Source organism: Thermovirga lienii (assembly GCF_036847465.1).
Taxonomy (GTDB): Bacteria; Synergistota; Synergistia; order Synergistales; family Thermovirgaceae; genus Thermovirga; species Thermovirga lienii.
Genome location: NZ_DAITZW010000019.1, coordinates 1 through 25,343, shown reverse-complemented (window position 1 = coordinate 25,343; position 25,343 = coordinate 1). Strand labels below are relative to the sequence as shown.

Sequence of the window (25,343 nt, the reverse complement as noted above, 5' to 3'; positions counted from 1 at the left end):
TTCTTCTTTATAATAAAAGTTGTTTTAAGGAGGAAATTCAGCTTGAGAAAAACAATAGCCCAGGTAAAGGAGCTTCATATCAAAGAGGCTACCGAAGAGGACATCCCGATAATATTGCAGTTCATCAAGGAGCTTGCCGAACATGAGGGTTTACTTCATGAGGTAAAAGCCAATGAAGATTTGCTTGCAGAACACCTGTTCGGGGAAAGCCCCAAAGCACGAGTCATCTTTGGATGCGTAAATGATGAACCTATAGCTTTTGCCCTTTACTTTTTCAACTTCTCCACGTTCGAGGGAAAACCTGGAGTGTACCTTGAAGACCTGTACGTAAAACCCTCCCACAGGGGTAAAGGAGTAGGTACTATCCTTCTGTCCTACCTTGCCCATCTTGCCCTGCAGATAGGCGGTGGCCGCCTGGAATGGTGCGTCCTTACCTGGAACACAAAGGCCCGGGCTTTTTACGAATCCATAGGGGCAAAACCTCAAGACCGTATAATATTGAACCGTGTGGACGGCAACAAGCTAATGGATCTGGCAAGCACGTTCCGCAGGTTATCAGTGCAAGATTAATATAAATCTGCAAATTGGAGAGATGGAGAATGAACAGTATAAGGAAAACCTTTAGCATATTGGTCACCATAATAATACTAGTAGCTTTTGCCTTTCCTCCCCATGCAAGGGCTCAAGATGAATCCTCTCCTCCATCTCGTAAACTTTATGAGGCTTTCATAGAAGGTCTGAAACCGGAGAAAATGGAATTGATCCTAAACCATGAACCGGACGGAGAGGGCAAGGTTGGACATTTATACTTGGACCTAATAGGTTGCGACATAGGCGGTGTGAGGATCGACCACTTGACTGTTGAAGCTGTGGATGTTGAGTTTACTCCGCCCTCTACCTGGAACACCGAACCACCAGACGTTAAGAACATGCTGGACATAAAGGCAAAAGCCGTCATTCTCGAAGAGGACGTAAACAAAGCCCTACTCAGCGAGGAGTTCGGCGACGACGACGGCCATTGGCACGACCTTCTCCTGGACTTCAGGGACGGCGGTCTCTACGTCAGGGGATATTACCTGACCAAATTCCTATTTCGGTTGGACATCCTCATAGAGCTTGAGGGACGCTTCGAGATCCGAAAAGGCAAAGAACTTTGGCTTGCCGACTACGTTATGCGGGTCAACAAGGTTGACCTCACCAAGAGCATAACCGACCGGGCCATATCGCAGATACAGCCCGTTATAGATTTAAATGAATTCGTCTTTCCCCTGGTACTGGACAAGGTGGAACAAAAGGATGACAGGGTGGTCCTAGCAAGCCGCATACTACCCAAGCCTTTCGAGGGCATAAGGTACACTTACGAAAAACCCAAGCAGCTGGACTAGGCCTTGGAGACCTTACGGGAAGCATAAATGTTCCTGCACCCCGTCTCCTTCGCCAGGAAGGCCAACCCCAAAGCCAGAGCCGTCGCGAAAAGGCACAGCAAGAAGGCGTTTCGGTAAGCAAAGGAAGCGCCCGATTCCCTGAATATATCTATGATCTTTCCCATTAGTGGCGGGTAAATGGCCAACCCAAGGAACGTTATCATGTTCATCACCGATATGGCCACTCCCGTACGCTCCGGATGACTCATCTCCTTTATTATCGCCCAGGTTATGACCACTCCCATGGAGGTAAAGCCCATTATAAAGAACAAACTCTTAAGCAGTGCCTCGTTGATGGGTCTTCCAACCCAAAAGACTATCCCTGCCCAAGATAGGACCTGCACTATGCTGACAATGATCACGGGAAGCTTTCGTTTCTTCAGCTTATCGGAGACCCACCCCATGAAGACTCCGCCCAGCATGGCCCCGAAAACGGCCATGACGATGAACCCCGAAGCTTCCTTGGCGGACATGCCATAAACTTCCGATAGGAATGGAACTCCCCATGCTCCAGTAAAAGCTATGTAAGCGCCAGCAACAAGAGGCACGTACAAAAAGCAGGGCCACAAACATATATCCTTGATTACCTCCATTAGCCCTGAAGAAACACTTGCCTTTTTATTATCCTCCAAAGGAACCTCCTGGTGTATCGGAGGGAAACCCATGTCCTGAGGTTTATTGCGGATAAGAAGAAAGCATAAAACCGCCAGGGCAGCCGACAAGGCCCCTATAGCTACGAAAGTGTACCTCCATGTGAACGCTGCGACCAACAAGGCCAAAGGCGTCTGGGCCACCAGCCCCCCAAGGTTTCCCATGAGGTTCGTTGCGCCAGAGACGGATGCGAACTCGTCCTCCCTGAACCACTGAGATTGAACCTTGAGAACGCACACAAAGACCACCGAAACTCCTATACCTACCAGGAAACGTCCCAGAAAGACCGCAAAGACACTCTTGGCCAGACCGAATACCACCGACCCCAAAGCAGCCACCAGCATGCCAGAAGAGACCGTAATCCTCGCCCCCAAAGAGTCTGCCAGAATGCCCACCGGTATCTGCATGACCATGTAGGCATAAAAGTACATGGAAGCCAGATGTCCAAATTCAGTGTAAGACAAACCAAAGGTGTTGATTATGTCCTCCTTAACCACTCCCGCTGCCAACCTGTGGAAGAACACCACCATGTAGGCTAAAACCATGGAACCCCACACTATCCATCTGTATCTGTAGGCTTTCTTCAAAGACTCAGACACCGAACTGTCTTTCCCCACCACGTTTACTCCTCCTAATTAAAAAATTCTGCCCTACATGTTTCCCGCCGCATCTATCGTTCAATAGTCTATCAGAACCGACGCATAATTTGTATGAAGTTCCAACCAAACATGTACGCATACAATATACTCTTTTGACAAATTCCACCTTGGGATGTAAAATCGTCTGAAAATTCAAATCACATACTAAATGAAGGAGGGAAACCCTGATGGCAATGAGCGTTGGTCTCGTGTTCCAACTGAGCGTAATAATTAGCCTTATTATTCTCGTACTCGCCGTTGGGTCCCCTCCTGGTGTACCTGCCACCTAGGCGCACACTAAAGGTACAAGGAGCCGGGACCCAAAAGGATCCCGGCTCTTAATTTATTCAGCGACCTAAGAAAAACCCAGAGAAAGAGGAGGAGTAGAAATGAGAAGAGAAGAAAGGGAAAAAACTTCCCAGGGAAGGAAAGAAACCCGAAGCTTCTTGTCCAGCGAACGCCGCTTCCGAGAGTGGGCTCTTGCAGAACGCATGGAAAGTTTGCCCCAGGACATGCTCTGGAGAGGCCCCTTCGAAGGATACCGTTAGACCATACCTTGGACTTAAACGACTTCATCCATCTCCTGGGGGAAAGCTGGTAGAATAAGAGAGTAAATAACGCCCAGCACCCCCATGGAGGTGGCCATGTCTGCCCAAGTAAAACTAATCCGATACAAATTCTTTCACAATGCCGCTGGAGTCGTAGCGAAAGCCGTAAAGGACGCCCAAAAGGGATGTTACGTCCTGGTGCCAAGCAGTGGTGACGTGAGGATACTGGAGAAGGCTCTCTTCAGCGATCCCTCCCTTATGGGGAAAAAACGCATGATAATGCGATGGGAGGAACTATATAGGGAAGCAGCCTCGCAGCTTGGCACGCCAAAATCCAAACTAAGGCGGCAAATAGATCCACCGGACCATTGGCTCGTCGTCCATTTCGTACTCAAAAACCTGATACGGGAAGCAGAAAGTATCAATGTCAATGTTCCTCCTTCATTCAAGCAGAGAGGCTTCGTGGAGCTTTTGGGTAAGACCTTGAGGGAACTGCTCCGCGAGGAAGTGCTGCCAGAACACCTCTGGAGGCTCAACGACTGCGAAAGATGCGAAAAAGGGGAATGCCTTTCTCTTGGGACAGAATCCAAAAGACTTTTATGCCGCTTGTATCATGACTATGTTCAATATCTGGAAGAAAGCGGCCTGATGGACAGCGCTCAAACAGCCACAGCGGTAAGACACCTCCTTGAAGACGCCCCCCTTTCGGCTCAAAGGTGGCTTTGGGGCCAGACCTTCGTCTTCGTAGGTTTTTTGAGCTTCACTCACGGTCAACTATTGTTGGTGAGAAGCCTCAAGGATCTGGGCGCAAACATAGTGGTTCTGACACCAAATACGGGTCTGGACATCCACGACGCCCAGGAACAGCTCCGGACCATAACCGACGAGCTTGCAGAACTGAAAGAGGAAGATAGCCCCCAGATAGTAGAGGCAGTTCTGGGAGATTACAGGCTGGAGCTCGAACTTTTGGCTCGCTATCTCGTCCTGTGGCGTAAGGGCTACGGCCCCCTTCATGAACTCTCCCACATGCCCTTTCCCGGTTGGGGAAGGATAGGCATCATGGTGGAACAACAAAGGCTTCCAACCTTGAAAGAAGCCTTCGATAGATACGGCATCCCTTATTTCCTGGAAAACGGCCCATCAGTGGCATCCACCCTACTCTGGCAGGGAGCCAGGAAAGCCTGGGAGATCGCAAAAAACGACTTCCCCACCGAGGAGACCGCATGGCTTTTGGCTTCTTCATACATGGCGGCCAAGGATTTCCCCTTGGAGAAAGCCCTGGAAAAAGCCCCCAAGGGCCTTGAAGGCTGGAGGTCCTTCTTGTCCTCAAACGCTCCTTCTTGTCTGAAACACTTGGACAGAATAGTCTCCTTCACCCAAAAAATAGAAGGAGGAGGCACTCCCTCTGAGCTCTATGAAGCCCTATTGAATCTGGCAGGGAAAGCAGAGCGGACATCCCAATGGGGGAAAGCTCTCTCTTGGGAGATCCAGGACCTGACCGAACTGGACGAGGACGCCCGGCAAACGAACCAAGCCATAAAAGAGTTGGAGGAAAAGGCCCTTCAGATAAAGGAAGCGGAACCAGACATAGGACCAGCAGGGGAAGAACCGTTAAGAAAAGAAGATGCCATGGCCTTCCTAGCTGCATGGGCCGAGCGGTCAAACCTATGGCGAGGCGTAAAGATCAAAGGCTCCATCTCGGTCTACACTGCCACTCCCCCGGTCCTAACGTATCACGACGTATGGATACTTACAGGGGCCGATTCTTCCTCATGGCCAGGAAACCTTAGGCAAGGCCCCCTTTTGACAGACGAGGAGCGAGAGACCCTGCACGATGATCCGTCTTTAGCTCTGGGGGCCTTTCACCTGCCCTTACTCCCGGAGATAAGACAGCAACGTCATGCCTTGTTGCGTAGGCTTATGTGCTGCGGGACAAAGCTTTCTATCGTGAGCCGCCCCCTACAGGACGACGCAGGTAGGCCCCTGAGAAGATCCCCTTTCCTCGAAAAGGCCTTGGAAGGAAACACTCCATGGGCCAAAAGGATTCACGACTCTCCTTTGACCAGGGGACTCAAGGACGTAATACCTCCAGACGATGACTTTCGCATAAAACCTTTAGAGGTAAGGGAAAAAGATACGCCCTTGGTACCCAAGAGGTTCAACCTGCTGAGGAAAAAGGATCTTCCCACAGCTAGGTTCACTGAAAAGATAGAAAAAGCCCACTTAAGCGACCTGGACGTCTGGAACGACTGTCCTTTCAGGTACATGGCATCTCGCCACTTGAAAATAGAAGAACCGGTAATAGGGCTTTTCGATACCAAAAGGGCAGGCATTTTCATCCACAGTCTCTGGGAGAATGCCTGGAAAAGGAAACTGACTACCTCTATGCCCCTGGAAGAGATAGTGGAAAACATATGGGATCAAGAGCTGGGAAAGCACTATCCGGCGCTTTTGGACCCAAAGGGCCCCCTCAACAGGCACAATAAAAGGCTCAAATTCCAGGCTAAAAGGCTCTGCAAACTCCAGGAGACGCTCGATGAGCAATTGAAATTATCGAGAAAGAACCTTCTCACAGAAAAGGAGCTATCCATAAATGTGGAGGGATGCCTGTTCCGAGGCCGTTGTGACAGGGTGGACGTGGTAGAGGACGGAGTTTTCATTTATGATTACAAGCTCGGAAGCTCCCCAAACTATAGTAAGGCCCTTCAGCTGGCGTCTTATGCCCTTGCGTGGGAACAAGAAGAACCCTCTATGCCAGTGAATGGAGTTATATACCTATGCATGGGAGACGGCGGTTTTGTAATGGCAAGCCGCTCGGAAAATGAAAAAGCACCAGACAAAAAGTTTAGATCCTTATCAGAGCAAAAGGAAAGGGCGTTAGAGAAACTTGAGGAATGGGCCAAAACCCTAAAGGAAGGAAACTTTCCTCCGAATTACAACTCCGACACCTGTAAGGTCTGCGGTTACAGAGGGCTTTGCAGGAGAGAGGAAACCCCCTCTGGAGGCACTGAGGAAGATGAGTAAAAAAACTTCAGACAAAAGAACCTTGCTCTTCAATTATCTGAAGGACAAGGAGGGACTGGAGGAAAAACAGCTGGAGGCCGTCACCTCCGAGGAGAAGCTGATAGCCGTGAGCGCCGGAGCAGGTTCAGGCAAGACCCTCACCTTGGCCTGGAGGTTCATATGGCTGGTCTCTGTCCTGGAGGTCCCGCTGAACAGCATACTGACCATAACCTTCACTGAAAAGGCAGCAGCGGAGATGAAGGAGCGAATAGAAAAGATCCTGAAACGGCTGGTCCTTGATCTTCCCGCCATGTCGGATACGTTCAATGACATCATCGACAGGATGGACGATGCCTACATATCCACCATTCATGCCTTCGCCATGCGGGTCATGAAGGAATCGGGCCTGTTTTTGGATCTGGACCCTAACGCAAGGATCATAACTAACGCCGAAAACGCGTCTCTTTGGCTTACCATAGAGCGGGCGTTGGATTATCAGGAAGAAGAAGTCCTCCTGGACCAGCTACCCAAGGAGTGGAAGGAAAGGGCACAAAAGATCCTCTCTTCCTCGGAGTTGGAAGATTTGCTCAACACCTTCGGGGCAAAGACCATCTCCGAGTCCGCAGAAAAATTCATAAGCTCCTACGCAAGCCGAGGCTACAGCCCCGAGGACGTCTGGTCCATGGCAGAAAACATGGAAGCAGAGGACGACAAAATAAAGGCTCTACTATTGGAGCGCCTTCTTGGGGAGTGGCAAGAGGCCCAAAGTCTCTGGATCGAAGAGCTCATACCCCATATCAAAGGCCAAACCAACCTTGACAAGGAAAAGGCAAAATTTTCCCAAAGGCTTCTTTGGCTCCACAATAAATGGAAAGAGCCCATAGACGAGACAAATGCCCCAGATTTCATAATGGACCTTTTTGGAAATGAAGGGCCCTTGAGAGCCCTTCAAAACGGAAAAGTCAAAAAGGCAGCAGATGAGTTCTTGAAGGAAACATTGGGCCTTAGTCTCAAAGAGTTCAGAGACAGCAACACAGGATGGTTCCAAGCCGCAAGCTTCATAAAAGAGGGAGTCCCCCACGAAGAAAAAAGGGCGAGAATGACCTTGGTAAAGGTCTTCTCCGTCTTATGGAAGTACGTTGAAAGGGCTCGATACAATAGAGGAACCCTTTCCTTCGACGATCTGATCCGATTCGCCCTGTGGGCCCTGGATAGAGACGAAAGATACGCGAAAAATTTTGCCCATATCCTGGTGGACGAGTTTCAGGACACCGATGGCCTCCAGGACCTTATGCTCAAGGCCATCAGAAACAAAGGGGATTCCACCCTGTTCATAGTGGGAGACCTCCAACAGTCCATCTACCGATTCCGCCACGCCCAACCCAAGGTCTTTTGGGAGTACATAAGGGAATCCCACTCCTCATCCTGCGCCAAATCCATAAACCTGGACATATCCTTCAGGAGCAAGGGGGCCGTCATGGAGAAGGTGAATAATATGTTCTCCAAGATATGGCCTAGCACCATAGCAAAAGACATCCAAAAACCCTTCATGCCCCTAGAGGCGCCTAAACATCACCAATGGTGGCAAAAGCGCCAAAAAAGCACCGTAGAGCCCTTCAAGCTAATAATTGCAACCTCCTGCCCCGACAAGGAGGACAAAGAAAAAATCGATCAGCTCAGGGCACGAGCTCTCGAATCCCTTGGGCACTTCATCGTCCAGTCCGTGGAGGGTAAAAAGACCATTTGGGACAAAGACGAAAAGGGCAATTTCATACTGAGGCCCCTTCGCTACAGGGACTTTGCCATTCTCGTACCCAGCAGAACTCAGTACGATGCCATAGAGAACGTCCTTATAGAGAAACTTGGCCTTCCCGTCTACTTTGAGGGGAACAGAAGCTTCTATGGTCGAGGGGAGACCAAGGACATATCCTTCCTGCTCAAGGCACTGGCGAACCCCGAAGACGACCTTGCCACGGCATCGTTCCTATGCTCTCCTCTAAGTGGCCTTCCCATTGAGGAAGCATCTTCCCTGGTGAAGGAACATAAGAAAGCAGACAACGAAAGTTGCAGCCTCATCTTTTTATTTCAGCGGAACCACCCGGAGGAATGGAAGGCCTTCGAAAGACTCCGCAAGGTAGCCAAGGTCAAGGGTGCCTCATGGGCCCTCGCCTCCCTCCTGGAAGATGGCAGGATCCTCCTTGCCTATCCAAGCTGGAAGCGCAGAAGAATAGCGGCAAACTTGAGAAAGGCCATAGACGTTATAAGGGAGTACGAGACTTTCGTTGACCCTAGCCTGGAAGGGACTGCTGCCTACATGGAGAGAGCCACGTATCTGGAGTCAGACCTACAGGAAGCTGACATCCTCGGCGAAAACGACGATATGATAAGGGTCATGACAGTGCATGCCGCCAAGGGGCTGGAATTTCCCGTGGTAGCGGTAGTGGGTCTTGAGAACTCCTCCAACAAGAGAAACGACTCCATCTTGCCCTCCAAGTGGCTCGGCGTGGCCATCAGCAAACTTCCAGAGGAATGGCTGCCCCAAAAAGAACAAAAACTTCTGAGCAAGGACATACACTCCCTCTTTGAGTCTCAGGAGATCCTGGAGGAGCAAGAAAGGCTCCTGTACGTCGCATGCACCAGGGCAAAGGACTCTTTGATCCTCTGTGGAGTGAGCAACCTAGACAATCAAGGCAGGCTGAAACCCAAGAAAAACTCGTGGCTTGAGCTTATCCTCCTGAGGATGGAAGAATTGATGAAAGAAGAAGAAAGCGTTAAGATACTTTATTCTGACCAACAAAACCAGGGGGCCCAAAGCCCTAAGCAACCCGAGCCCTCCTGCTCTCTTGGACCAATTGTAACCATAGAGAAAAAGCCCCTCGTTGAGGAAACGTTCCTCGAGAACATAACGGCCAGCATATACGCTCTATACAGGTTCTGCCCCCACGCTTACAGGATGAAATATCGCCAGGGGCTGGATATAGCCTGGGAATCCCCCACAGAGGACGGCAGGGGCGGCAGCGACATGGGGAGCCTAACTCACTGGATCCTAAAGGATTGGGATTACAGCCAGGAATCCCTGGATGTGCTCCTCCCCCTAGATGAAGCAAAAAAAATGGAACGACTCAAGATAATTCCTCCCTACCTGCGCCCTCTTTACAGAGAAAGCTCCACCCTTAAGATCATAAGGGCATGGTTATCCAAGCTTGCTGAAAGCCCACTGGCTTCCCAGGTAAGGGCGTCCTCGAAGGTCATGAAGGAACTTCCCTTCCGAGTGGACCTGGGAGGCAAAACCGAAATGACCGGATACATGGACCTGGTCTTCGAGGATCAAGGAGCCTTCTGGATCGTTGATTACAAGATAACGGCACCTCAGGAAGCCTCCAAGGCCCTTTACAAGGACCAGCTCCTCTTCTACGGCACAGCTCTTTGGAAGATGACTCAAAAGCCCCCAAAAGGGCTTGGTATATATCACTTGCCTGAGGGAACCTTGGAGAACGTCCCCTTCTCCCTAGATCTCCTGGAGGAAGAGGCGCAGAAGATACAAGAGGTAGCATCACTGGCCTGTTGGGGCCCCTTTACTCCCAACGAAACCAACTGCAGCATTTGTCCGTGGAGGGGCTCATGCACTGCGCTGGCCTTCACCATGAGGAAGGAGGAGCTTTCATGAACATGCCTTGTCTTGTAACGGTGGACCTGCAGGTGGACTTTCTGCCCGGCAACCCCTTTGGAAGAGAAGAAAACGAAAAAGTCTCAAAGAAGGCCGGCAGATTGTGCGAGGCTTTCAGAAAGAAAGGGTTTCCCATAGTTCACGTAGTCAGGATATACCTCCCCGACGGCTCCAACGCGGAGCCCTTCAGGAGAAGCTCCATAGTATCCAAAGGGGGACCCGTTTTGGCCTATTCCAGAGGGAGTCAACTTGCTCCAGACTTGCTTGAAAACCCCATAGAGCTTGATGTTCCCCTGCTTTTGGCCGGAAAGCCCCAGTGGCTAGGGCCATCAGAGTGCATAATATACAAAAGCCGGTTCGGAGCCTTCTACAAGACGTGTCTCGAAGAGGTACTGATGAGGCTTGGCGCTTCGACCCTGGTTTTCTCGGGCTCCAACTTCCCCAACTGCCCTAGAAGCAGCATATATGAGGCCTGCGAGAGAGACTACAACATCATAGCGGCAGAGGACGCAATCTCAGGGCTTTATGAAAGGGGCAAGAAGGAGCTTGAGAACATAGGCGTCATGTTGATGAAGGTTGACGAAATAATAAGCGCCCTTTCTGCCCTATAAAGGCAGCACATGACGAAAATTCCCTTCGATGAGGGCTACATGTGGTAAAATTATATGTAGCATTTGTGCTATATATAACCTTTCAGGAGGTCTTCTTTGTGTTTTTAGTCCTTGAGCAAAACACGTTTGTGCATATTGACCGAGTATTGGCCTTGGTTCGAGAAGGCAACGAAACTGCCATCATACTCCGGGACGGCTCCGTCATGGCCACGGGTTTTCAACCCATGACCGTGGCGCGAAGGTCCGAAGAGTTCATCAAAAGAGGCATGAAACTTGCATCAAAAGTGAAAGAAGAGGGAGATAAGAAATGACAGCATCGGCAAAGCAATACACGGCGCAAGACATTCAGATACTTGAAGGCCTGGAAGCCGTAAGGCGCAGGCCAGGAATGTATATAGGAGACACTACGACCAGGGGACTTCATCATCTGGTGTACGAGGTAGTGGACAACTCGGTGGACGAGGCCTTGGCGGGATGGTGTAATCGGATTGAGGTCATCATCCATGAGGATGGCCACGTCTCCGTAGAGGATAATGGTCGAGGAATTCCAATAGATCCCCATCCTATAACGGGAAAACCAGCCGCTGAAGTAGTTCTTACCACTCTTCACGCTGGAGGTAAGTTCGATAAAAAGGCCTACCAGGTAAGCGGTGGCCTTCATGGCGTAGGTGTTTCAGTGGTGAACGCCCTCTCCGAGTGGCTGAACCTTACGGTTTGGCGCGACGGAAGGGAATGGAGGCAAAGTTACAGGAGGGGAAAACCGGTCTCTGAGCTGTGCTGCGGTGAGAGCACCAATAAACGAGGAACGCTAATAGAGTTCAAGCCCGACGGAGAGATATTTGAGGAAACCACCTTCTCATGGGACATACTGAGCAGTAGATTCAGAGAAATGGCCTTCCTCAACCCGGGATTAACCATCATCTTGAAGGATCGGATTTCGGGCAAGGAAAAGACCTTCCACTATGAGGGCGGTATATCCTCTTTCGTAGAGTATCTCAACAAAGGCAAAAACCCCCTCTTCACTCCTCCTGTGGTAGTCAAAGGGGAAAAAGACGGCGTATCCGTGGAGATAGGCTTACAGTACAACGACAGTTACCTGGAGCGAGTTTTTGCCTTCGCCAACTTGATCCATACCGTGGAAGGTGGAACTCATGTTTCGGGATTCAGAACCGCCCTAACCAGGGCCATCAACGAGATGGCACGAAGGAACAAACTCCTTAAAGATAAGGATCCCAACCTCTCTGGCGATGACCTCAAGGAAGGCCTTACGGCGGTAATATCCGTGAAGCTTCCAGAGCCTCAGTTCGAGGGCCAAACCAAGACGAAACTGGGCAATGGGGAGATAAAAGGTATCGTAGATTCCATATTCTACGATGGCCTAATGGTGGAGATAGACGAAAGGCCGGAGATACTGAAACCGGTGGTGGAAAAGGCCATTAAAGCCCGCCTGGCGCGAGAGGCCGCAAAGAAGGCCAGAGAGCTAGTGCGGCGTAAAACTGCCCTTGCGGGGCTTGACTTACCTGGAAAACTAGCCGACTGCTCCAGCCGGAACCCAGAGGAATCGGAACTCTTCATAGTAGAGGGAGACTCAGCAGGAGGCTCCGCCAAGCAGGGAAGGGACCGACACTTCCAGGCCATATTGCCCTTGAGAGGAAAGATACTCAACGTGGAAAAGGCTCGGATGGACAAAGTCCTGGACAATAACGAGGTCAGGACCATAATCCAAGCCCTGGGAACGGGTATCGGGGAAGATTTCGACATAAGCAAGCTTCGCTACCACAGGATCTTCCTCATGACCGACGCTGACGTGGACGGTTCCCATATAAGAACGTTGCTTTTAACCCTCTTCTACAGGTTCATGCCCGAACTTATAGAGAGGGGACATCTCTACATAGCTCAACCTCCCCTTTACAGAGTCCAAATAGGCAAGGAGATCCACTACTGCTTCAGCGACAAGGAGCTAAACAACCTGAGGCAGAAAGTTGGAGATGGCAAAAAACTCAACATACAAAGGTACAAAGGTCTTGGAGAGATGAACCCATCTCAGCTTTGGGAGACCACCATGGATCCTGCAACCAGGGTATGTAAGCGAATAGAGATAGAGGACGCCGTGGCGGCAGACGAATATTTCAGCATCCTCATGGGCGACAAGGTGGAGCCCCGAAGGGAATTCATAGAAGCCCATGCCAGGGAAGTGCGAAACCTCGATATATGAATCTTAGCGTCCACGAAAAGCCGAGGCTCAATGCCTCGGCTTTTTTAATAAAAAAAGGAGGGGTAACATGTTTTACTTGCTTTTATTTGTAGTGATTTTGGCCTTCATCGTCTTCGTGCCCATAAGTATATACAACTCCATGGTAAAACACAGGAACATGGTAGACGAGGCATGGAGCGGCATAGAGGTGCAGCTCAAGCGAAGGAGCGACCTGATAGGGAACCTGGTGGAAGCAGTGAAAGGCTACGCAACTCACGAAAAGAACTTACTAGAAAAGGTGACCTTAGCCCGAGCTGCTGCAACCCAGTCCTCCTCTATCTCTGAGCGGGCCCAGGCAGAAGGTGCCCTACAGCAGGCATTAAGGAGTCTCTTTGCGGTGGCAGAAAACTATCCAGAGCTTAAAGCCAACGAAAATTTCCTAAACCTGCAGAACACGCTCTCCGAGCTGGAACAGGACATTCAAATGGCCAGAAGGTATTACAACGGAGCAGTAAGGGAGTACAACAACATGATTCAAGTGTTCCCCAACAATCTTTTCGCTAGCATGTTTGGCTTCTCCAAAAGGGAGTACTTCGATGCCCCTGAGGAAGACCTCGATGTTCCCCAGGTCAAATTTTAGTACCTCCGGGCTCTGACAAAAGAAAGGAAGACCTAGTATTATGGCCAAAAAACCGCTGTACCTTGCCCTTTTTGTTTTGTTCTTTGCTCTGTTTTTGGGAGGAGGACCTTCGGCTGCATCCTCAAAGGAGCGCATACTGGAGTTTTCAAGCGTTATCGATGTATCAAAAGACGGAACCTTGACAGTTAGAGAAGACATAACCTTCTTAGTTGAAAACAGGGAAATCAAAAGAGGAATATACAGGAGCTTCCCCATAAAGTACAAGGACAAGATGGGAAACGTCATGAGAATGGACTTTCACCTATTGGAGGTCCTGTTGGACGGAAGAAGCGTCCCTCATAAAACATCCACGGAAGGAAACATGCTTAAGATAAGGATAGGAGACCCCAACAAACTCCTATCAAAAGGAATACACACATACACCATAACTTACCAGACTAGCCAAGTTTCCTTCTTCGAGGATCACGACGAAATATATTGGAACGCCACCGGGAACAACTGGCCCTTCCCTATTGACAAGGCAAGGGCTTGGGTTTCGCTGCCCGAAGGAACGCCTATTCTTCAAATGACGGCCTACACAGGAAGGTTCGGTTCTCACGAACAAAAGGCCCGTTGGGAAAAGGACGGAAGCGTTGCATACTTTGAGACCACATCACCTCTACTAGAAAACCAGGGGCTGACCATAGCTGTATCTTTTCCAAAGGGATACGTAAATCCCTCTGAAGAGTACAAAAAGAGGCAAAAACAATACCGTACGGCCGCCACTCTTAACTGGCTTTTACCTCTCATATGCTTGCTTTTGGTAACCTCTTATTACGGCCTCACGTGGCTAAAGGTAGGAAAAGACATAAAGGCAGGTCCCATCATACCCATCTTTCGCCCAATTAAAGGGCTTTTGCCTTCGGAAGCGTCCTACCTTTATAGGCAAAAATTTAACGAAGACGCCTTTGTGTCCACCATAATTGACCTTGCGGTAAAAGGCTTCATCAAGATAGAGGAAAAAGAAGAGGGCCTGCTCAAGTTTCTGGGAAAAAACAAAAAGTACACCTTAATTCGTCAGCAGGGCCAAGACACAGACCTAAGCCTCCCGGAGCAAAAATTTCTTGCTGAGCTTTTCCGGGACATGCCATATATCTCCCTGGACAAAAGCAGCGCTTCTCATATCAAGGCAGCCAGAAACGGATTGAAGGAATGGTTGAATAGTTGGGGCAAAAGATACTTAAAGAGCAACCTCAAATGGGTCCTTGCAGGTTGCACCCTGTCCGCCATACTTTTGACCATAAGCGGTTTCTTCCTATCCACACTAAAAGGATCCACGGGGATTTTCGCATTCATGACCCTTTGGCTTTCCATATGGACTTTGGGAACTGCAAAGCTCTTTACATCCACACTTTCTCTATTTAAAGAAGCTATCTCAAGAAGCAAGTTCTGGCTTGTTTTGAGGGCCTTTATTATGGCTGCCTTCAGCATTCCCTTTGTCATGGGAGAAATTTTTGGCGTAACAACCCTGGCCTTTGTGGTTTCCCCCCTATTTGCCATCAGTGTCGTAGTGATCATGATCCTAAACCTGGTCTTTTGGAGGCTTATGAAAAACTACACGCCTGAAGGAGCTGAGCTTTTGCGCCACATTAAGGGACTAAGAATGTACCTCCAAGTAGCGGAAAAAGACAGGATAAGACACCTTGCATCCCTTCCCATCCCAGATAGGACACCTGAACACTTTGAAAGGCTACTGCCCTTCGCAATAGCACTTGGCGTCGAAAAGGCGTGGGCATCTCAATTCCAGGATGTGCTTTCTGCCAGCAACTATTCCCCCGCTTGGTATTCGGGCAGATCTTTTTACGGAGGCATTTATTATGGAAACCTGGTAAGCAATCTCTCTGGAAGCATAGGGAGCGCCATCGCTTCCTCCGGCGTCTCTCCAGGGTCATCGGGCTTTGGCGGAGGCGGATTTTCCGGCGGAGGTGGAGGTGGAGGCGGAGGTGGAGGCTGGTAGCCTGCAAAGATGTCCTTAAAGGTCAGACAAAAAAATAAACTTTGGACACAAATAGTTTATTCTTGTAGAATAATAAACCAATAAGCGGTGTACTAAATTAGGAGGTGAGAAGGTCATAGTAGTACAGCTAGGGGTAGCTTAGTGTGTAGTGCGTTTTTGTTCTACTGAAAAAACCAAAAAGGGGTGAGGTGCAGTATGAAGCGTTTTGGTTTGTTCATTTCCTTGGTGCTTGTGGCCACTTTCATGGCCAGTGGTGCCTTTGCGGCGGATGTTATCAAAATGAAGCTGGCCAATGCTGGCCCTGCGGATCCCAACGACAGGACAGTCATAGCCGTTGAAGTGTTCAAGAACTACGTAGAAACCAAGACACAGGGGAAGGTAAAAATAGACGTATTCCATGCCAGCCAGCTGGGTAACGAAAAGGAGATCTTGGAAGGACTCAAGATGGGAACCATAGAGCTTGGGACCATTACCACTGGGCCTATACCTACACTATTCAAGCCCATAATGGTCTTCGACATCCCCTATTTGTTCCCCAACAAGTACGTAGCCTGGAACGTGCTGGACGGCGAGTTCGGCCAGGAGCTCATGGAGGAGATGTACAAAGTCACGGGCATCAAGTGTCTTGCCATAAGTGAGAACGGCTACCGCCACTTCTTCACCGGCAAAAAGCAGATAAAATCCCCTGCAGATATGAAGGGGCTCAAACTGAGGACCATGGAGAACCCGGCCCACATGAAGCTGGTGGAGGCTCTAGGTGCCTCTCCGACTCCCATCGCCTTTGGTGAACTCTACATGGCACTGGAGCAGGGCGTAGTCGATGGTGCAGAGTGCCCCATCACCCTTATAAACAACATGAAGTTCTATGAAGTCCAAAAGTACGTTGTCCTGGATGGTCACCTGTACAACCCCCTCATCATGTTCATAAACGGCAAGCTGTGGGAAAAACTTCCTGAGGACATCAAGCAGGCCCTCTTTGAGGGAGCCCAGCTCTTCAAGATCACCCAGAGAGCTCTCACAGAACGTCAGGTTCAAACGGGTATAGAGAACCTGAAGAAACATGGAATGACCATTTACGTTCCCACTCCCCAGGAGGCCAAGGAGTTTAGGGATCTATCGCAACCGGCAGTGCTTGAATACGTAAAGGCAGAAGTTGGTGAAGAGTGGGTAGAAAAGGTAATGGAAGCTGTAAAGGACGCTGAGGAAGACGAAAAAGAGATGCTTGAGTAAATCAGGGAAAAAGGGGGCCCGAAGCCTTTCGGGCCCCACATGGAAGGAGCAATAAGGTATGAAGGTTATCACCCCAATTCTCAAAACCCTGGACAAAATAGCGAAGGTTATAATCATAACCCTTATGGCCTCTATGAGCATCATAGCCTTCACGGCAGTGTTTTTCAGGTTCGTCCTCAACAATCCCCTGAGCTGGTCGGAGGAAGCAGCCAGGTACATGATGGCATGGGTGACCTTCATGGGGGCCGGCCTGGCCATGGGCCAGAAGCGCCATATAGGAGTGACTCTTTTAGTGTCCCGACTTTCGAGACGAACGAGGCTGGCAGTAAACACCTTTGCAGAGATCATTATCGCCTGCTTCATGGCTATTCTTATCTGGCAAGGCCTGAAGCTCGTGTGGGAACTAAGAACCCAGGTTTCCCCAGCCATCCATTTTCCGATGATCATACCCTACCTCTGCATTCCGGTGGGCTGTTTTTACATACTGCTTCACACCATAAGGCTCCTTTTTGAGCGAACCAGCGATACCCTATCCACCGCTGATGCCGAGCTTACAGAAAACGTGTATGAAGGGGGTACAAAAAAATGATGACCATTATTGCTCTGACTTTCGCTGTTACGTTCGCCATTGGGATCCCCCTGGCATTGGTGTTGGGGCTCACCGGTCTTGCAGCACTGATAGCCATGGGCGTCCCCCTTCAAGTAGTAGCTCAAAGGATGTTCACAGGCATAGACTCCTTCCCATTGATGGCCGTGCCCTTTTTCATCCTCGCTGGAGACATAATGAACAAAGGCGGCACAACCATACGGCTCATAAGATTTGCCAACAGCCTGGTGGGACACATAAGAGGAGGTCTTGCCCACGCGAACGTCGTGGCAAACATGCTCTTTGCGGGCATAAGCGGTTCTGCCGTGGCTGACGCCTCAGCCATAGGGGCCATAATGATACCATCCATGGAGAAAAGCGGATACGAGAAAGATTTCAGCGCCGCCTTAACTGCATCTGCGGCAACCATAGGCCCCATCATCCCGCCGAGCATAATCATGGTAATATACGGCGTCTCCGTGGGAGTATCAGTAGGGGGGCTATTCGCTGCAGGGTTTATCCCCGGAGTTCTTCTGGGTCTTGCTCTCATGGTGATCGTCTACAGCACATCCAAGAAGAAGGGTTATGCCAAGTACGACAACTTTTCACTGAAGAGGGTAGCTGTGGAATTCAAGGATGCCGTCTGGGCTATGATGGCTCCTGTGATAATCCTCGGAGGTATTCTGGGCGGCATATTCACTCCCACGGAAGCGGCAGCAGTTGCGGTAGTATACTCTTTCTTCGTCGGCAAGTTCGTCTTCAAGGAGCTCCAGTGGAAAGACCTCCCTGGAGTTCTTCTCCAAAGCGGGATAACCACCGCCACCATACTGCTCATAATATCCATGGCAAACGTCTTCGCCTGGGTCATAGCAGCGAACATGATCCCCTTGAAGCTTGCCAATCTTTTCCTTTCCATAACGGAAAACCCTTACGTATTCCTCCTGTTGATAAACATCTTCCTGCTTTTCGTCGGCATGTTCATGGAGACTGGAGCTGCCAATAATACTTTTGGCACCCATCCTTGCCCCTGTGGCAGCCAAGTTAGGTATTAACCCTCTGCATTTTGGTTTCATAATGGTATTGAACCTCGCCATAGGAATGGCTACCCCTCCCGTCGGGGTGTGCCTATTCGTGAGTTGCGGGATAACGGGTCTAAGCTTGGAGGAAATATCCAAGGCCGTCTATCCCTTCGTCCTTGCAGAGCTTGTCATACTCATGCTCGTAACCTACATAGAACCCATTTCCATGGTGTTGCCCAAGCTTTTGGGTTTCCTATAAAAAACGAGGCAGGAGAAACCTCATTCCTGCCTCGTTTTTCTTGCTTTTTCGGTTAACTTACTTCAATCTATTAACTATCGCCCTTCCTGCTACTATACCACTTGCCGAGGCCTGTATCACCCCGCGGGTCACCCCTGCACCATCGCCGCAAGCGTAAAGTCCCGGTATGCTAGTCATTAGGTCCTGGCCTAGCTCTAGTTTCAAGCTATAGAATTTGACCTCAACTCCGTAGAGAAGGGTATGCTTACCGTTTATTCCAGGTATTATGGAGTCCAGGGCTTGGATCATCTCCAATATGTCGGTAAGGTGTCTGTAAGGTAGCACGAAGGACAGATCCCCCGGCTCAGCAGATGTCAACGTAGGTCTCACGAGTCCCCTGGCTATGCGATCAGGCGTGGAACGTCTTCCGTGCTTGAGATCTCCAAGGCGCTGAACCAACACCCCTCCGCCTAGCAAGTTGGCCAACCTTGCAATGTAGCTTCCATATCCGTTGGGGTCCTTGAAGGGGCTGGTGAACTCGGTGGAGACCAATATGGCAAAATTGGTGTTCTCCGTCTTGCCCTCACCGTTCTTGTTACTGTGGCCGTTCACGGTCAGTATGCCGTGCTGCTCCAGGTATTCAGTGGTCACTTCCCCGTGGGGACACATGCAGAAGGTCCTTACCTGGTCGTCGAAGGTAGGCGTATCCAAAATAGCCTTCACCTCGTAGAACTGCTCTGTAAGCATTTCTGCCCATTCGGAAGGAATCTCCACCCTGACTCCGATGTCCACAGGGAGAGACTTTATCTGGATGCCCAGCTCTTTTACAACTTCCTCCATCCAGAAAGCTCCCTCTCTACCAGGAGCCAGCAAAACTACCTTGGCTTCTATCGTAGTACCGTCCCTTAAGATTACTCCTTTCGCCTCGTTATCCACAACCAAAACTTTTTCCACAGCCTGGTTCATGTACACATCGCAGCCAGAAGCAATCTCGTCGTACATGCTCTTTAAAATGTCCTTGGAGCGGTCGGTCCCCATGTGTCTTATTCTGGCAGGAATTATCCTCAAACCTGCAGAGCTTGCCCTGACAGCCACGTCCCTTGCAAAGGCAGGGTCTGGCTCGAAAACCTGCGTGCTGGCCCCATGCTTCAGGTATTCTTTATCTGCCTCATCTATCAACGATACGAGCGCAGCTCTTCCTATATATTTGTCTAGGTTGCCACCAAACTCAGGCGTGAGGGTAAGCTTACCGTCGCTGAACGCCCCAGCTCCACCCCAACCGCATATAATGTTGCAAGGCTTGCAGTGAAGACACTTATCAGAACGACCATCCTTCATGGGGCAGGTCCTGTTTTGAATGTTCCTCCCCTTATCTATGATGGCCACTTTCAAGCCTCCACGTATCATTTCCCTTGCAGCAAAGAGCCCTGCCGGACCGGCTCCAACTATTACGGCATCATACATAACTTTTCCCTCGCTTTTTATTTTGTCTTCCATAAGTTTTATTATACTATTGCACAAGCAGGCTTAATAAACGAAAATAGGGCCAACGGGCAAGTATATCACAAATCAGGGAGAAAACAAGGAATGAAAAAAAGAATAGACGAAAGAGACACCATGTTTGCGAGGATGGCTTGGAGCGTGGGAGGAACAGCATATAATGATTACTATGCCCGAAACCCCCACAAAAAGCCCATTGATGACGAGCTTCGGGCCCTTCCAAACATCGGAAGCCCCCAAACCCCAACCTGGACCCCCCTTGCAGGTCCAATAATCGACGGGGTATTTGGCCTTTTGGCGAGCTGGCACCCTTTAGTCGATACAGCACCCTCTCCTACCAGGATAGAGCAATCTCCCGAAACCTGGGCAAAATGGGTAAGGGGATTCTGTCTCCACTTCGGAGCCGACCTTGTAGGAATACTGGCTCTGAAACCTTATCATTACTACTCCCACCGCGGCAGGAAAGAAGAAGTATATGGAGAAGAGATAAAGGATATACTGCCCTGGGGAATTATAATTGTGCGGGCTATGGATCCCGATATGATCCACCGAGGCCCCTTGGCTCCCCAAAGCGTGGAGACTGTCAGGGGATATCTCAACGTTGCGGTTACAGCTTTGGCCCTAGCATCCTCCATCAGGCAAGCCGGCTATAGGGCAAGGGTACATATGGACGGCAATTACCTTCTTCCGCTAGTGCCGACAGCGGTGGATGCAGGCTTGGGGGCCTTGGGCAGGAATGGTCTTCTTATAACAAAAGAATTCGGCCCTTGTGTGAGGATAAGCGCTGTAACCACAGATATGCCCCTTTTGGAGACCCCAAAAGATCCGCTTTTCGAGAAAGTCCATCGGTTTTGCAACGGTTGCAACCTCTGCAGCACCATGTGCCCAGGCAAAGCCATCCCCAGTAGGCCAATGGACAAAATGAAAGACAACTGGGCATACTCGCCTGAAAAATGTTACAGGGTGTGGAGAAACGTTGGAACTGACTGCGGGGTATGCATAAGCTCTTGTCCCTTTACTCAAGGCGCTGTAGACTGGAAAAAGCTGGCAGAAGCCCAAACCCCTGAGAGGTACGCCCAGGAAGTGGCTCTGTTATGCCAAAAGCGCCCCTTCAACCCAACCCCTCCTGAATGGCTGAAAGGAGAATGAAAATGAGAAGCTGCAAATTGCCAAAGGAGCTAATAGAACAAGCCAAGACCTTTCACGGCCACTGGTGCCCCGGGCTAGCCATCGGCATCAGGATGGCAGAAGCCGCCCTAAAGACAGTAGGGCATAATAAAGACGAGGAGATACTGTGCATATCCGAATGCGACAACTGTGCCGTGGACGCCGTTCAGTTTCTCACAGGATGCACCATCGGTAAGGGCAACCTCAAAATAGAAAATATAGGAAAGACGGCCTTTAGGTTTTACAGAAGATCAGACCGCATGGCCGTAAGGATATCCAGGCTCAACAAGCCTAAACGCGCAGAGGACCCAAGGGAAAAAGAGCTCCGGGACAAATACGTATCGGGAACCCTCTCCGAAGAGGAAATGGCCCTCTACGCATCACTACGAAAAGAAAAAAGCGACCAGATTTTAAAAGCAGATTTAGCGGAGCTAGTGAAAATTCAAGAAATCCCTTACGAGACTTTTCCCCGGGCCCTGATGACCGACAGCGTGACATGCGCCCAATGCGGCGAAAGCACCATGGAGACCATGGCAAAGCTTTTAAGGGGCAAGCCCCTGTGTATCCCCTGCTTCGAAAAAATAGTTAAAGAAGCTACATCTTAACCTCTTGATATGGAGGCGAACTTGGCACCTGCTGCCTCCGCTAGGTCTTTCGGCGACAGGTAAAGCTGAAGCCCCCTCTCTCCAGCGCTCACGCATATGGCCTCGTGCTGGAGAGCCTTCTCGTCTATATACAAAGGATATTTTTTCTTTGTTCCCAGAGGGGAAACGCCGCCTCTGATGTAGCCCGTAAGGGCCTGAATTTCCTTTACGTGCACCATTTCAACCTTTTTGTTGCCGCTTGCTGCAGCTAACGCTTTGAGATCCAGCTCCGCATTGCCTGGTATGCACGCCATCACTACTCCTGTCTTGTCCCCCCTGGCCACAAGGGTCTTGAACACCCGTTCAGGAGGTAATTCCACTTTCTCGGCCACAGCCTCTGCGCCAACGTTGTCGGGATCCACCTCATAGGACCACAACTCGAAGGGAATTCCCAAGCGTTCCAGAATCCTAGCAGCGTTAGTCTTTTTCACTTAAAGAAAGACCCTCCCGTCAGAAGCTCATCTTTTCCTCTGCTCCGCGCCATTTACCTCGTTGTAGGCCAATGGCAGACCTTCGAAATCGTACTCAATGTTCAGCGCTTCCTCTCTCAGCAAGTCCTCTTGTTCCATCCTTTCGTCTCTTCTCTCCAACATGATACCTTACCTCCTCCTCTGGTTTCAAATCTAATGTTCATAAACTTCTCAATTAACCCTAACTATCCTCGCCGCCTTGCCTGATGAGCGCTCCACTGTCCCTGGCTGCTCAAGCCTAAGCCCCACCCTTATACCCAAGACTTCATGAAGCACTCGGGATGTTTTTCTCTCTACGGCCTCCAATTCCTTTCCTGAAAGGCTGTCTTTCAGCTCGCACACAACGCACAGCTCCTTGAGGCCCTTTCGTTCGGTGACCTCCAGGAAATAATGAAGGGAAAGCTCCGGAACCTGGGCAAGGGCTGCCTCAACTTGTGACGGGAATACGTTCACGCCTCTTATTATGAGCATGTCGTCGCAGCGACCTTTCACTCTGTCTATCCTTACATCCTGCCTTCCACAGGAACAGGTTCCTCTTATCAACCTTGTGAGATCCCTGGTTCTGTACCTTATAACTGGCATAGCCTCCTTCTTCAATGAGGTTATTACCAGTTCCCCTTCTTGTCCCTCCGGAACCGGAAGCCCCGTTGCTGGATCCACCACTTCGAAGATGAAGTGGTCCCAGTTTCCGTGAAGTCCCTTTCTTTGGGGGCACTCCATGGCCACTCCAGGACCTACGACTTCCGAAAGGCCGTAGGAGTCGACAGCGACAATATCCAGGGCCTCCTCTATTTCTTTTCTCATCTCCTCGGTCCATGCTTCTCCACCTAATATGGCGAGGCGCAGCTTCAATTTATGTCTTATATTCCGCTTTCTGATCTCCTCTGCCAGGTACAAGGCATACGAAGGCGTGCTGGTGAAGACCGTGGTACCAAGGTCCTCCATGAGCATCAACTGCCTTCCCGTGAACCCTCCGCCCGTGGGGATTACCATGGCGCCCAACCTTTCAGCCCCGTAGTGGAATCCCAAAGCGCCAGTGAAAAGTCCGTATCCCAGTATCACCTGGAAGACGTCTTTCTCGTTCACTCCCGCCGTTTTAAGACAGTTGGCCATACATTCTGTCCAGGAATCAATGTCGCCTGCCGTGTACGCCACTACTGTAGGTTTCCCGGTTGTCCCTGAAGAGGCATGCACCCTTACAACCTCGTCCTTCGGACACGCCAAAAGGCCCATCGGGTAGTTGTCCCGCAGATCCGATTTGGTCATGAAAGGAAGTTTCTTAAGGTCATCAAGGCTTTTTATATCATCAGGAGTAACGTTCCAGTCTTCCATCCTTGCCCGGTAGAAAGGAACGTTCTCCCATACTCTTTTGACAGTTCTTTGCAGGTCCTCAAGTCGTGAATTAGACTTTCTTGCGCTCATCTTCATTCCTCTCCTCTCACATTTTTTCTATAAAGGCATAATAAAAAGGCCGGGGTCCCCATCTAGTTAAGGGGACCCCGGCCTCTAGTGGTCAAAGACGCCTAAGCGTCGAACCGCTGAGGGGGTCCCACGCCGGTAAAGTAATAAAAATAGAAGCCGTCTATATATATTGTTCTTTGTAGCTTTTGAGCTCTCGTCATACTACATACACCTTCTGCTTCCATAAATATTGTATAGTTTTATACCACTTACTCCCACCTCGGTCAAGCCCCAGCAATGAAAAAAGCCCTCCTTTGAGGAGGGCTTTCAAAAGGCTACCTTTACCCTTCTTTTTCTTCCAGTGCCTCTTCCAACAGCTTATCCCTAAGCTTGGCCTTGTAGCGCTCCTTTCCTCTGGTTCTTTCACCAAAGAGGATGGCATCCACAGGGCAAATGGATATGCATCTCATACATCTCAGGCAGTTGTTGCCCCTAAGAAATCTAGCTTTTCCATCCTTCATCTCCAGGTTCCCATCGGGACACTGCTTGACGCACCTTCCACACCCAACACAGCGTTTTTCGTCCACCTTAAAGTCCCTGTAAAGACGTCTTTCCATGACGTGACGGGCAAAAAAGCCCAAAAATATGTTATACCACTTCTTCTTGCCTATGTCCGTGAAGGGGCTTTCCTGGAACCTCTTTAAGGCTTCGTCCACCCTAGCTGCAAACTTATCCAGCTTGCGGCCCAGGTTAGGTTCAAACTTGACCATCATCTTGTACATCGGATGATTTTCATGAAAGAACGTAGCAGCCCCGTTGGATGGAGCCTTGAAGCTCTCTCTTGCTACGGTCATTATGTTCTTTTCCAGAAGTTTCTCTGCGGCGCACACAAGGCTGTCGCCAGAGGACCAGGCGTGAGTAGAGAAAATGAAAGCAGGAGTTGGCTTTTCCGCTCTGGGCAAGTTTCTCAGGAAGGGCTCCATTATGGACGGATAGCAAAGCCCATAGGAAGGGAAACCCAAGCCTATGACCTTGCCCTTCAGAGATTCTACGTCCACCTTCTCCACAGATTGGGTTTCAACACTATGTCCTCTATCTCTTAGACGTTTTGCTATTTCCTCAGCAATCCGGGCAGTGTTGCCTGTCCCAGAAAAATACACGATCGCTATTTCCATCCCCATCACCTCCACCATTCAAAATCCATGAAGCCTAAAACAAGCCTCCACTATCCACTCTCCAACACATATTACACTCATAACAACGCGCTTAGCGACAAACCGTCGTAAGGACATCAACAAATGTCAGATAACAAAGAATAGACTACTCTTGGAGCACAAAAATTTTAAACAATTTTGCTTTACTCGTCAATATATACCTATATTGGTATGTGTAAAACATATATAAAAAGGGGCCTCTGTGCTTTGGGCCCCTCGAGTATCTGTTCCTTGATATATCTTCTGAAACTAGAAGAGGTTCAGGATGTTTCCGTTCTCATCTATGTCGATGATCTCAGCCGCTGGCTTCTTGGGCAAACCAGGCATGGTCATTATGGAACCACATATGGGAACGATGAACCCAGCGCCTGCGGAGAGTCGGACCTCGCGAACGGTAATCCTGTACCCCTTAGGTCTTCCCTTCTTGGCCGGGTCATCAGAAATGGACAGTTACGTCCATATAATTGTGTAAAATTAAGAGCCAAGGCAAGGTCTCTGGTTT

Annotated in this window: 22 protein-coding genes and 1 pseudogene; 16 read left to right on the top strand and 7 right to left on the bottom strand. The window is 49.9% G+C overall.

Annotated elements, in window-relative coordinates:
* Positions 1-42 precede the first annotated feature (42 nt).
* Together V7Z69_RS06340 and V7Z69_RS06335 are read left to right on the top strand one after the other, a co-directional pair.
* Positions 43-570, top strand: coding sequence for a GNAT family N-acetyltransferase (locus V7Z69_RS06340; RefSeq protein ID WP_334139209.1), 528 nt, complete (start codon positions 43-45; stop codon positions 568-570).
* A gap of 29 nt (positions 571-599) precedes the next feature.
* Positions 600-1,385, top strand: coding sequence for an LmeA family phospholipid-binding protein (locus V7Z69_RS06335; protein WP_334139207.1), 786 nt, complete (start codon positions 600-602; stop codon positions 1,383-1,385).
* Here V7Z69_RS06335 and V7Z69_RS06330 read toward each other — a convergent pair.
* Positions 1,382-2,692 (bottom strand): MFS transporter, encoded by a 1,311-nt coding sequence (locus V7Z69_RS06330; RefSeq protein WP_334139206.1) that lies wholly within the window; start codon positions 2,690-2,692, stop codon positions 1,382-1,384. The two genes, V7Z69_RS06335 and V7Z69_RS06330, sit on opposite strands and share 4 nt — an antisense overlap.
* A 410-nt stretch (positions 2,693-3,102) precedes the next feature.
* On the opposite strand from V7Z69_RS06330, the gene V7Z69_RS06325 reads away from it, so the two are divergent.
* The 12 genes from V7Z69_RS06325 (at position 3,103) to V7Z69_RS06270 (ending at position 18,466) form a co-directional block, all read left to right on the top strand.
* Positions 3,103-3,261: a hypothetical protein gene (locus tag V7Z69_RS06325; RefSeq protein WP_014162480.1), complete on the top strand. Its 159-nt coding sequence runs from the start codon at positions 3,103-3,105 to the stop codon at positions 3,259-3,261.
* Between the two features lie 96 nt (positions 3,262-3,357).
* Positions 3,358-6,285, top strand: coding sequence for a PD-(D/E)XK nuclease family protein (locus V7Z69_RS06320; protein WP_334139203.1), 2,928 nt, complete (start codon positions 3,358-3,360; stop codon positions 6,283-6,285).
* Positions 6,278-9,931, top strand: a complete 3,654-nt coding sequence (locus V7Z69_RS06315; RefSeq protein ID WP_334139202.1) for a UvrD-helicase domain-containing protein — start codon at positions 6,278-6,280, stop codon at positions 9,929-9,931. The genes V7Z69_RS06320 and V7Z69_RS06315 overlap by 8 nt, the downstream gene beginning before the upstream one ends.
* Positions 9,928-10,542, top strand: a complete 615-nt coding sequence (locus tag V7Z69_RS06310) for a cysteine hydrolase family protein (RefSeq protein WP_334139200.1) — start codon at positions 9,928-9,930, stop codon at positions 10,540-10,542. Before V7Z69_RS06315 ends, V7Z69_RS06310 begins: the two co-directional genes overlap by 4 nt.
* Positions 10,543-10,640: 98 nt before the next feature.
* Positions 10,641-10,853, top strand: a complete 213-nt coding sequence (locus V7Z69_RS06305) for a hypothetical protein (RefSeq protein WP_041445707.1) — start codon at positions 10,641-10,643, stop codon at positions 10,851-10,853.
* Complete coding sequence (gene gyrB, locus V7Z69_RS06300) at positions 10,850-12,757, top strand: DNA topoisomerase (ATP-hydrolyzing) subunit B (protein ID WP_014162475.1); 1,908 nt, start codon at positions 10,850-10,852, stop codon at positions 12,755-12,757. Before V7Z69_RS06305 ends, gyrB begins: the two co-directional genes overlap by 4 nt.
* A gap of 67 nt (positions 12,758-12,824) precedes the next feature.
* The gene (locus V7Z69_RS06295; protein WP_014162474.1) at positions 12,825-13,376 is read left to right on the top strand and encodes a LemA family protein; all 552 of its coding nucleotides are present in this window, start codon (positions 12,825-12,827) and stop codon (positions 13,374-13,376) included.
* A gap of 40 nt (positions 13,377-13,416) precedes the next feature.
* Positions 13,417-15,372, top strand: coding sequence for a DUF2207 domain-containing protein (locus tag V7Z69_RS06290; protein ID WP_334139196.1), 1,956 nt, complete (start codon positions 13,417-13,419; stop codon positions 15,370-15,372).
* Between the two features lie 195 nt (positions 15,373-15,567).
* Positions 15,568-16,602, top strand: coding sequence for a TRAP transporter substrate-binding protein (locus tag V7Z69_RS06285; protein ID WP_014162472.1), 1,035 nt, complete (start codon positions 15,568-15,570; stop codon positions 16,600-16,602).
* A gap of 58 nt (positions 16,603-16,660) precedes the next feature.
* Positions 16,661-17,191 carry a TRAP transporter small permease gene (locus V7Z69_RS06280; protein ID WP_334139195.1) on the top strand — a complete coding sequence of 177 codons (531 nt, stop codon included), beginning with the start codon at positions 16,661-16,663 and terminating at the stop codon, positions 17,189-17,191.
* The gene (locus V7Z69_RS06275; protein WP_334139194.1) at positions 17,188-18,240 is read left to right on the top strand and encodes a TRAP transporter large permease; all 1,053 of its coding nucleotides are present in this window, start codon (positions 17,188-17,190) and stop codon (positions 18,238-18,240) included. Before V7Z69_RS06280 ends, V7Z69_RS06275 begins: the two co-directional genes overlap by 4 nt.
* Complete coding sequence (locus tag V7Z69_RS06270; protein WP_334139190.1) at positions 18,218-18,466, top strand: TRAP transporter large permease subunit; 249 nt, start codon at positions 18,218-18,220, stop codon at positions 18,464-18,466. The genes V7Z69_RS06275 and V7Z69_RS06270 overlap by 23 nt, the downstream gene beginning before the upstream one ends.
* A 57-nt stretch (positions 18,467-18,523) precedes the next feature.
* Here the strand turns inward: V7Z69_RS06270 and V7Z69_RS06265 are convergent, their stop codons facing one another.
* Entirely contained in the window at positions 18,524-19,942 is a 1,419-nt protein-coding gene (locus tag V7Z69_RS06265; protein ID WP_334139188.1) for an NAD(P)/FAD-dependent oxidoreductase, read from the bottom strand.
* 90 nt (positions 19,943-20,032) lie between these two features.
* Here V7Z69_RS06265 and V7Z69_RS06260 point away from each other — a divergent pair, with 90 nt between their 5' ends.
* Positions 20,033-21,094, top strand: a complete 1,062-nt coding sequence (locus tag V7Z69_RS06260; RefSeq protein ID WP_334139186.1) for a 4Fe-4S dicluster domain-containing protein — start codon at positions 20,033-20,035, stop codon at positions 21,092-21,094.
* A 2-nt stretch (positions 21,095-21,096) separates the two neighbouring features.
* A complete protein-coding gene (locus V7Z69_RS06255; RefSeq protein WP_334139184.1) occupies positions 21,097-21,717 on the top strand; it encodes an FmdE family protein in 621 nt (206 codons plus the stop codon).
* Here V7Z69_RS06255 and ybaK read toward each other — a convergent pair.
* The 5 genes and pseudogenes from ybaK to V7Z69_RS06230 form a co-directional block, all read right to left on the bottom strand.
* The gene (gene ybaK / locus V7Z69_RS06250) at positions 21,714-22,187 is read right to left on the bottom strand and encodes a Cys-tRNA(Pro) deacylase (RefSeq protein ID WP_334139182.1); all 474 of its coding nucleotides are present in this window, start codon (positions 22,185-22,187) and stop codon (positions 21,714-21,716) included. The genes V7Z69_RS06255 and ybaK overlap by 4 nt on opposite strands.
* Positions 22,188-22,214: 27 nt before the next feature.
* The gene (locus V7Z69_RS06245; RefSeq protein ID WP_014162460.1) at positions 22,215-22,349 is read right to left on the bottom strand and encodes a hypothetical protein; all 135 of its coding nucleotides are present in this window, start codon (positions 22,347-22,349) and stop codon (positions 22,215-22,217) included.
* 48 nt (positions 22,350-22,397) lie between these two features.
* The gene (locus V7Z69_RS06240; RefSeq protein ID WP_334139180.1) at positions 22,398-23,648 is read right to left on the bottom strand and encodes a phenylacetate--CoA ligase family protein; all 1,251 of its coding nucleotides are present in this window, start codon (positions 23,646-23,648) and stop codon (positions 22,398-22,400) included.
* Between the two features lie 320 nt (positions 23,649-23,968).
* Positions 23,969-24,802, bottom strand: a complete 834-nt coding sequence (locus V7Z69_RS06235) for an EFR1 family ferrodoxin (RefSeq protein WP_014162458.1) — start codon at positions 24,800-24,802, stop codon at positions 23,969-23,971.
* 288 nt (positions 24,803-25,090) lie between these two features.
* A pseudogene (locus V7Z69_RS06230) lies at positions 25,091-25,291 on the bottom strand (formate--tetrahydrofolate ligase); the annotation flags it as partial.
* Positions 25,292-25,343 lie beyond the last annotated feature (52 nt).

Excerpts from the sequence above, each read along its gene's own strand:
- V7Z69_RS06335 (WP_334139207.1), top strand. The coding sequence starts at position 600 with ATGAACAGTATAAGGAAAACCTTTAGCATATTGGTCACCATAATAATA.
- V7Z69_RS06325 (WP_014162480.1), top strand. The coding sequence starts at position 3,103 with ATGAGAAGAGAAGAAAGGGAAAAAACTTCCCAGGGAAGGAAAGAAACC.
- V7Z69_RS06320 (WP_334139203.1), top strand. The coding sequence starts at position 3,358 with ATGTCTGCCCAAGTAAAACTAATCCGATACAAATTCTTTCACAATGCC.
- V7Z69_RS06315 (WP_334139202.1), top strand. The coding sequence starts at position 6,278 with ATGAGTAAAAAAACTTCAGACAAAAGAACCTTGCTCTTCAATTATCTG.
- V7Z69_RS06310 (WP_334139200.1), top strand. The coding sequence starts at position 9,928 with ATGAACATGCCTTGTCTTGTAACGGTGGACCTGCAGGTGGACTTTCTG.
- gyrB (WP_014162475.1), top strand. The coding sequence starts at position 10,850 with ATGACAGCATCGGCAAAGCAATACACGGCGCAAGACATTCAGATACTT.
- V7Z69_RS06295 (WP_014162474.1), top strand. The coding sequence starts at position 12,825 with ATGTTTTACTTGCTTTTATTTGTAGTGATTTTGGCCTTCATCGTCTTC.
- V7Z69_RS06290 (WP_334139196.1), top strand. The coding sequence starts at position 13,417 with ATGGCCAAAAAACCGCTGTACCTTGCCCTTTTTGTTTTGTTCTTTGCT.
- V7Z69_RS06285 (WP_014162472.1), top strand. The coding sequence starts at position 15,568 with ATGAAGCGTTTTGGTTTGTTCATTTCCTTGGTGCTTGTGGCCACTTTC.
- V7Z69_RS06280 (WP_334139195.1), top strand. The coding sequence starts at position 16,661 with ATGAAGGTTATCACCCCAATTCTCAAAACCCTGGACAAAATAGCGAAG.
- V7Z69_RS06275 (WP_334139194.1), top strand. The coding sequence starts at position 17,188 with ATGATGACCATTATTGCTCTGACTTTCGCTGTTACGTTCGCCATTGGG.
- V7Z69_RS06265 (WP_334139188.1), bottom strand. The coding sequence starts at position 19,942 with ATGGAAGACAAAATAAAAAGCGAGGGAAAAGTTATGTATGATGCCGTA.
- V7Z69_RS06260 (WP_334139186.1), top strand. The coding sequence starts at position 20,033 with ATGAAAAAAAGAATAGACGAAAGAGACACCATGTTTGCGAGGATGGCT.
- V7Z69_RS06255 (WP_334139184.1), top strand. The coding sequence starts at position 21,097 with ATGAGAAGCTGCAAATTGCCAAAGGAGCTAATAGAACAAGCCAAGACC.
- V7Z69_RS06245 (WP_014162460.1), bottom strand. The coding sequence starts at position 22,349 with ATGTTGGAGAGAAGAGACGAAAGGATGGAACAAGAGGACTTGCTGAGA.
- V7Z69_RS06240 (WP_334139180.1), bottom strand. The coding sequence starts at position 23,648 with ATGAGCGCAAGAAAGTCTAATTCACGACTTGAGGACCTGCAAAGAACT.
- V7Z69_RS06235 (WP_014162458.1), bottom strand. The coding sequence starts at position 24,802 with ATGGAAATAGCGATCGTGTATTTTTCTGGGACAGGCAACACTGCCCGG.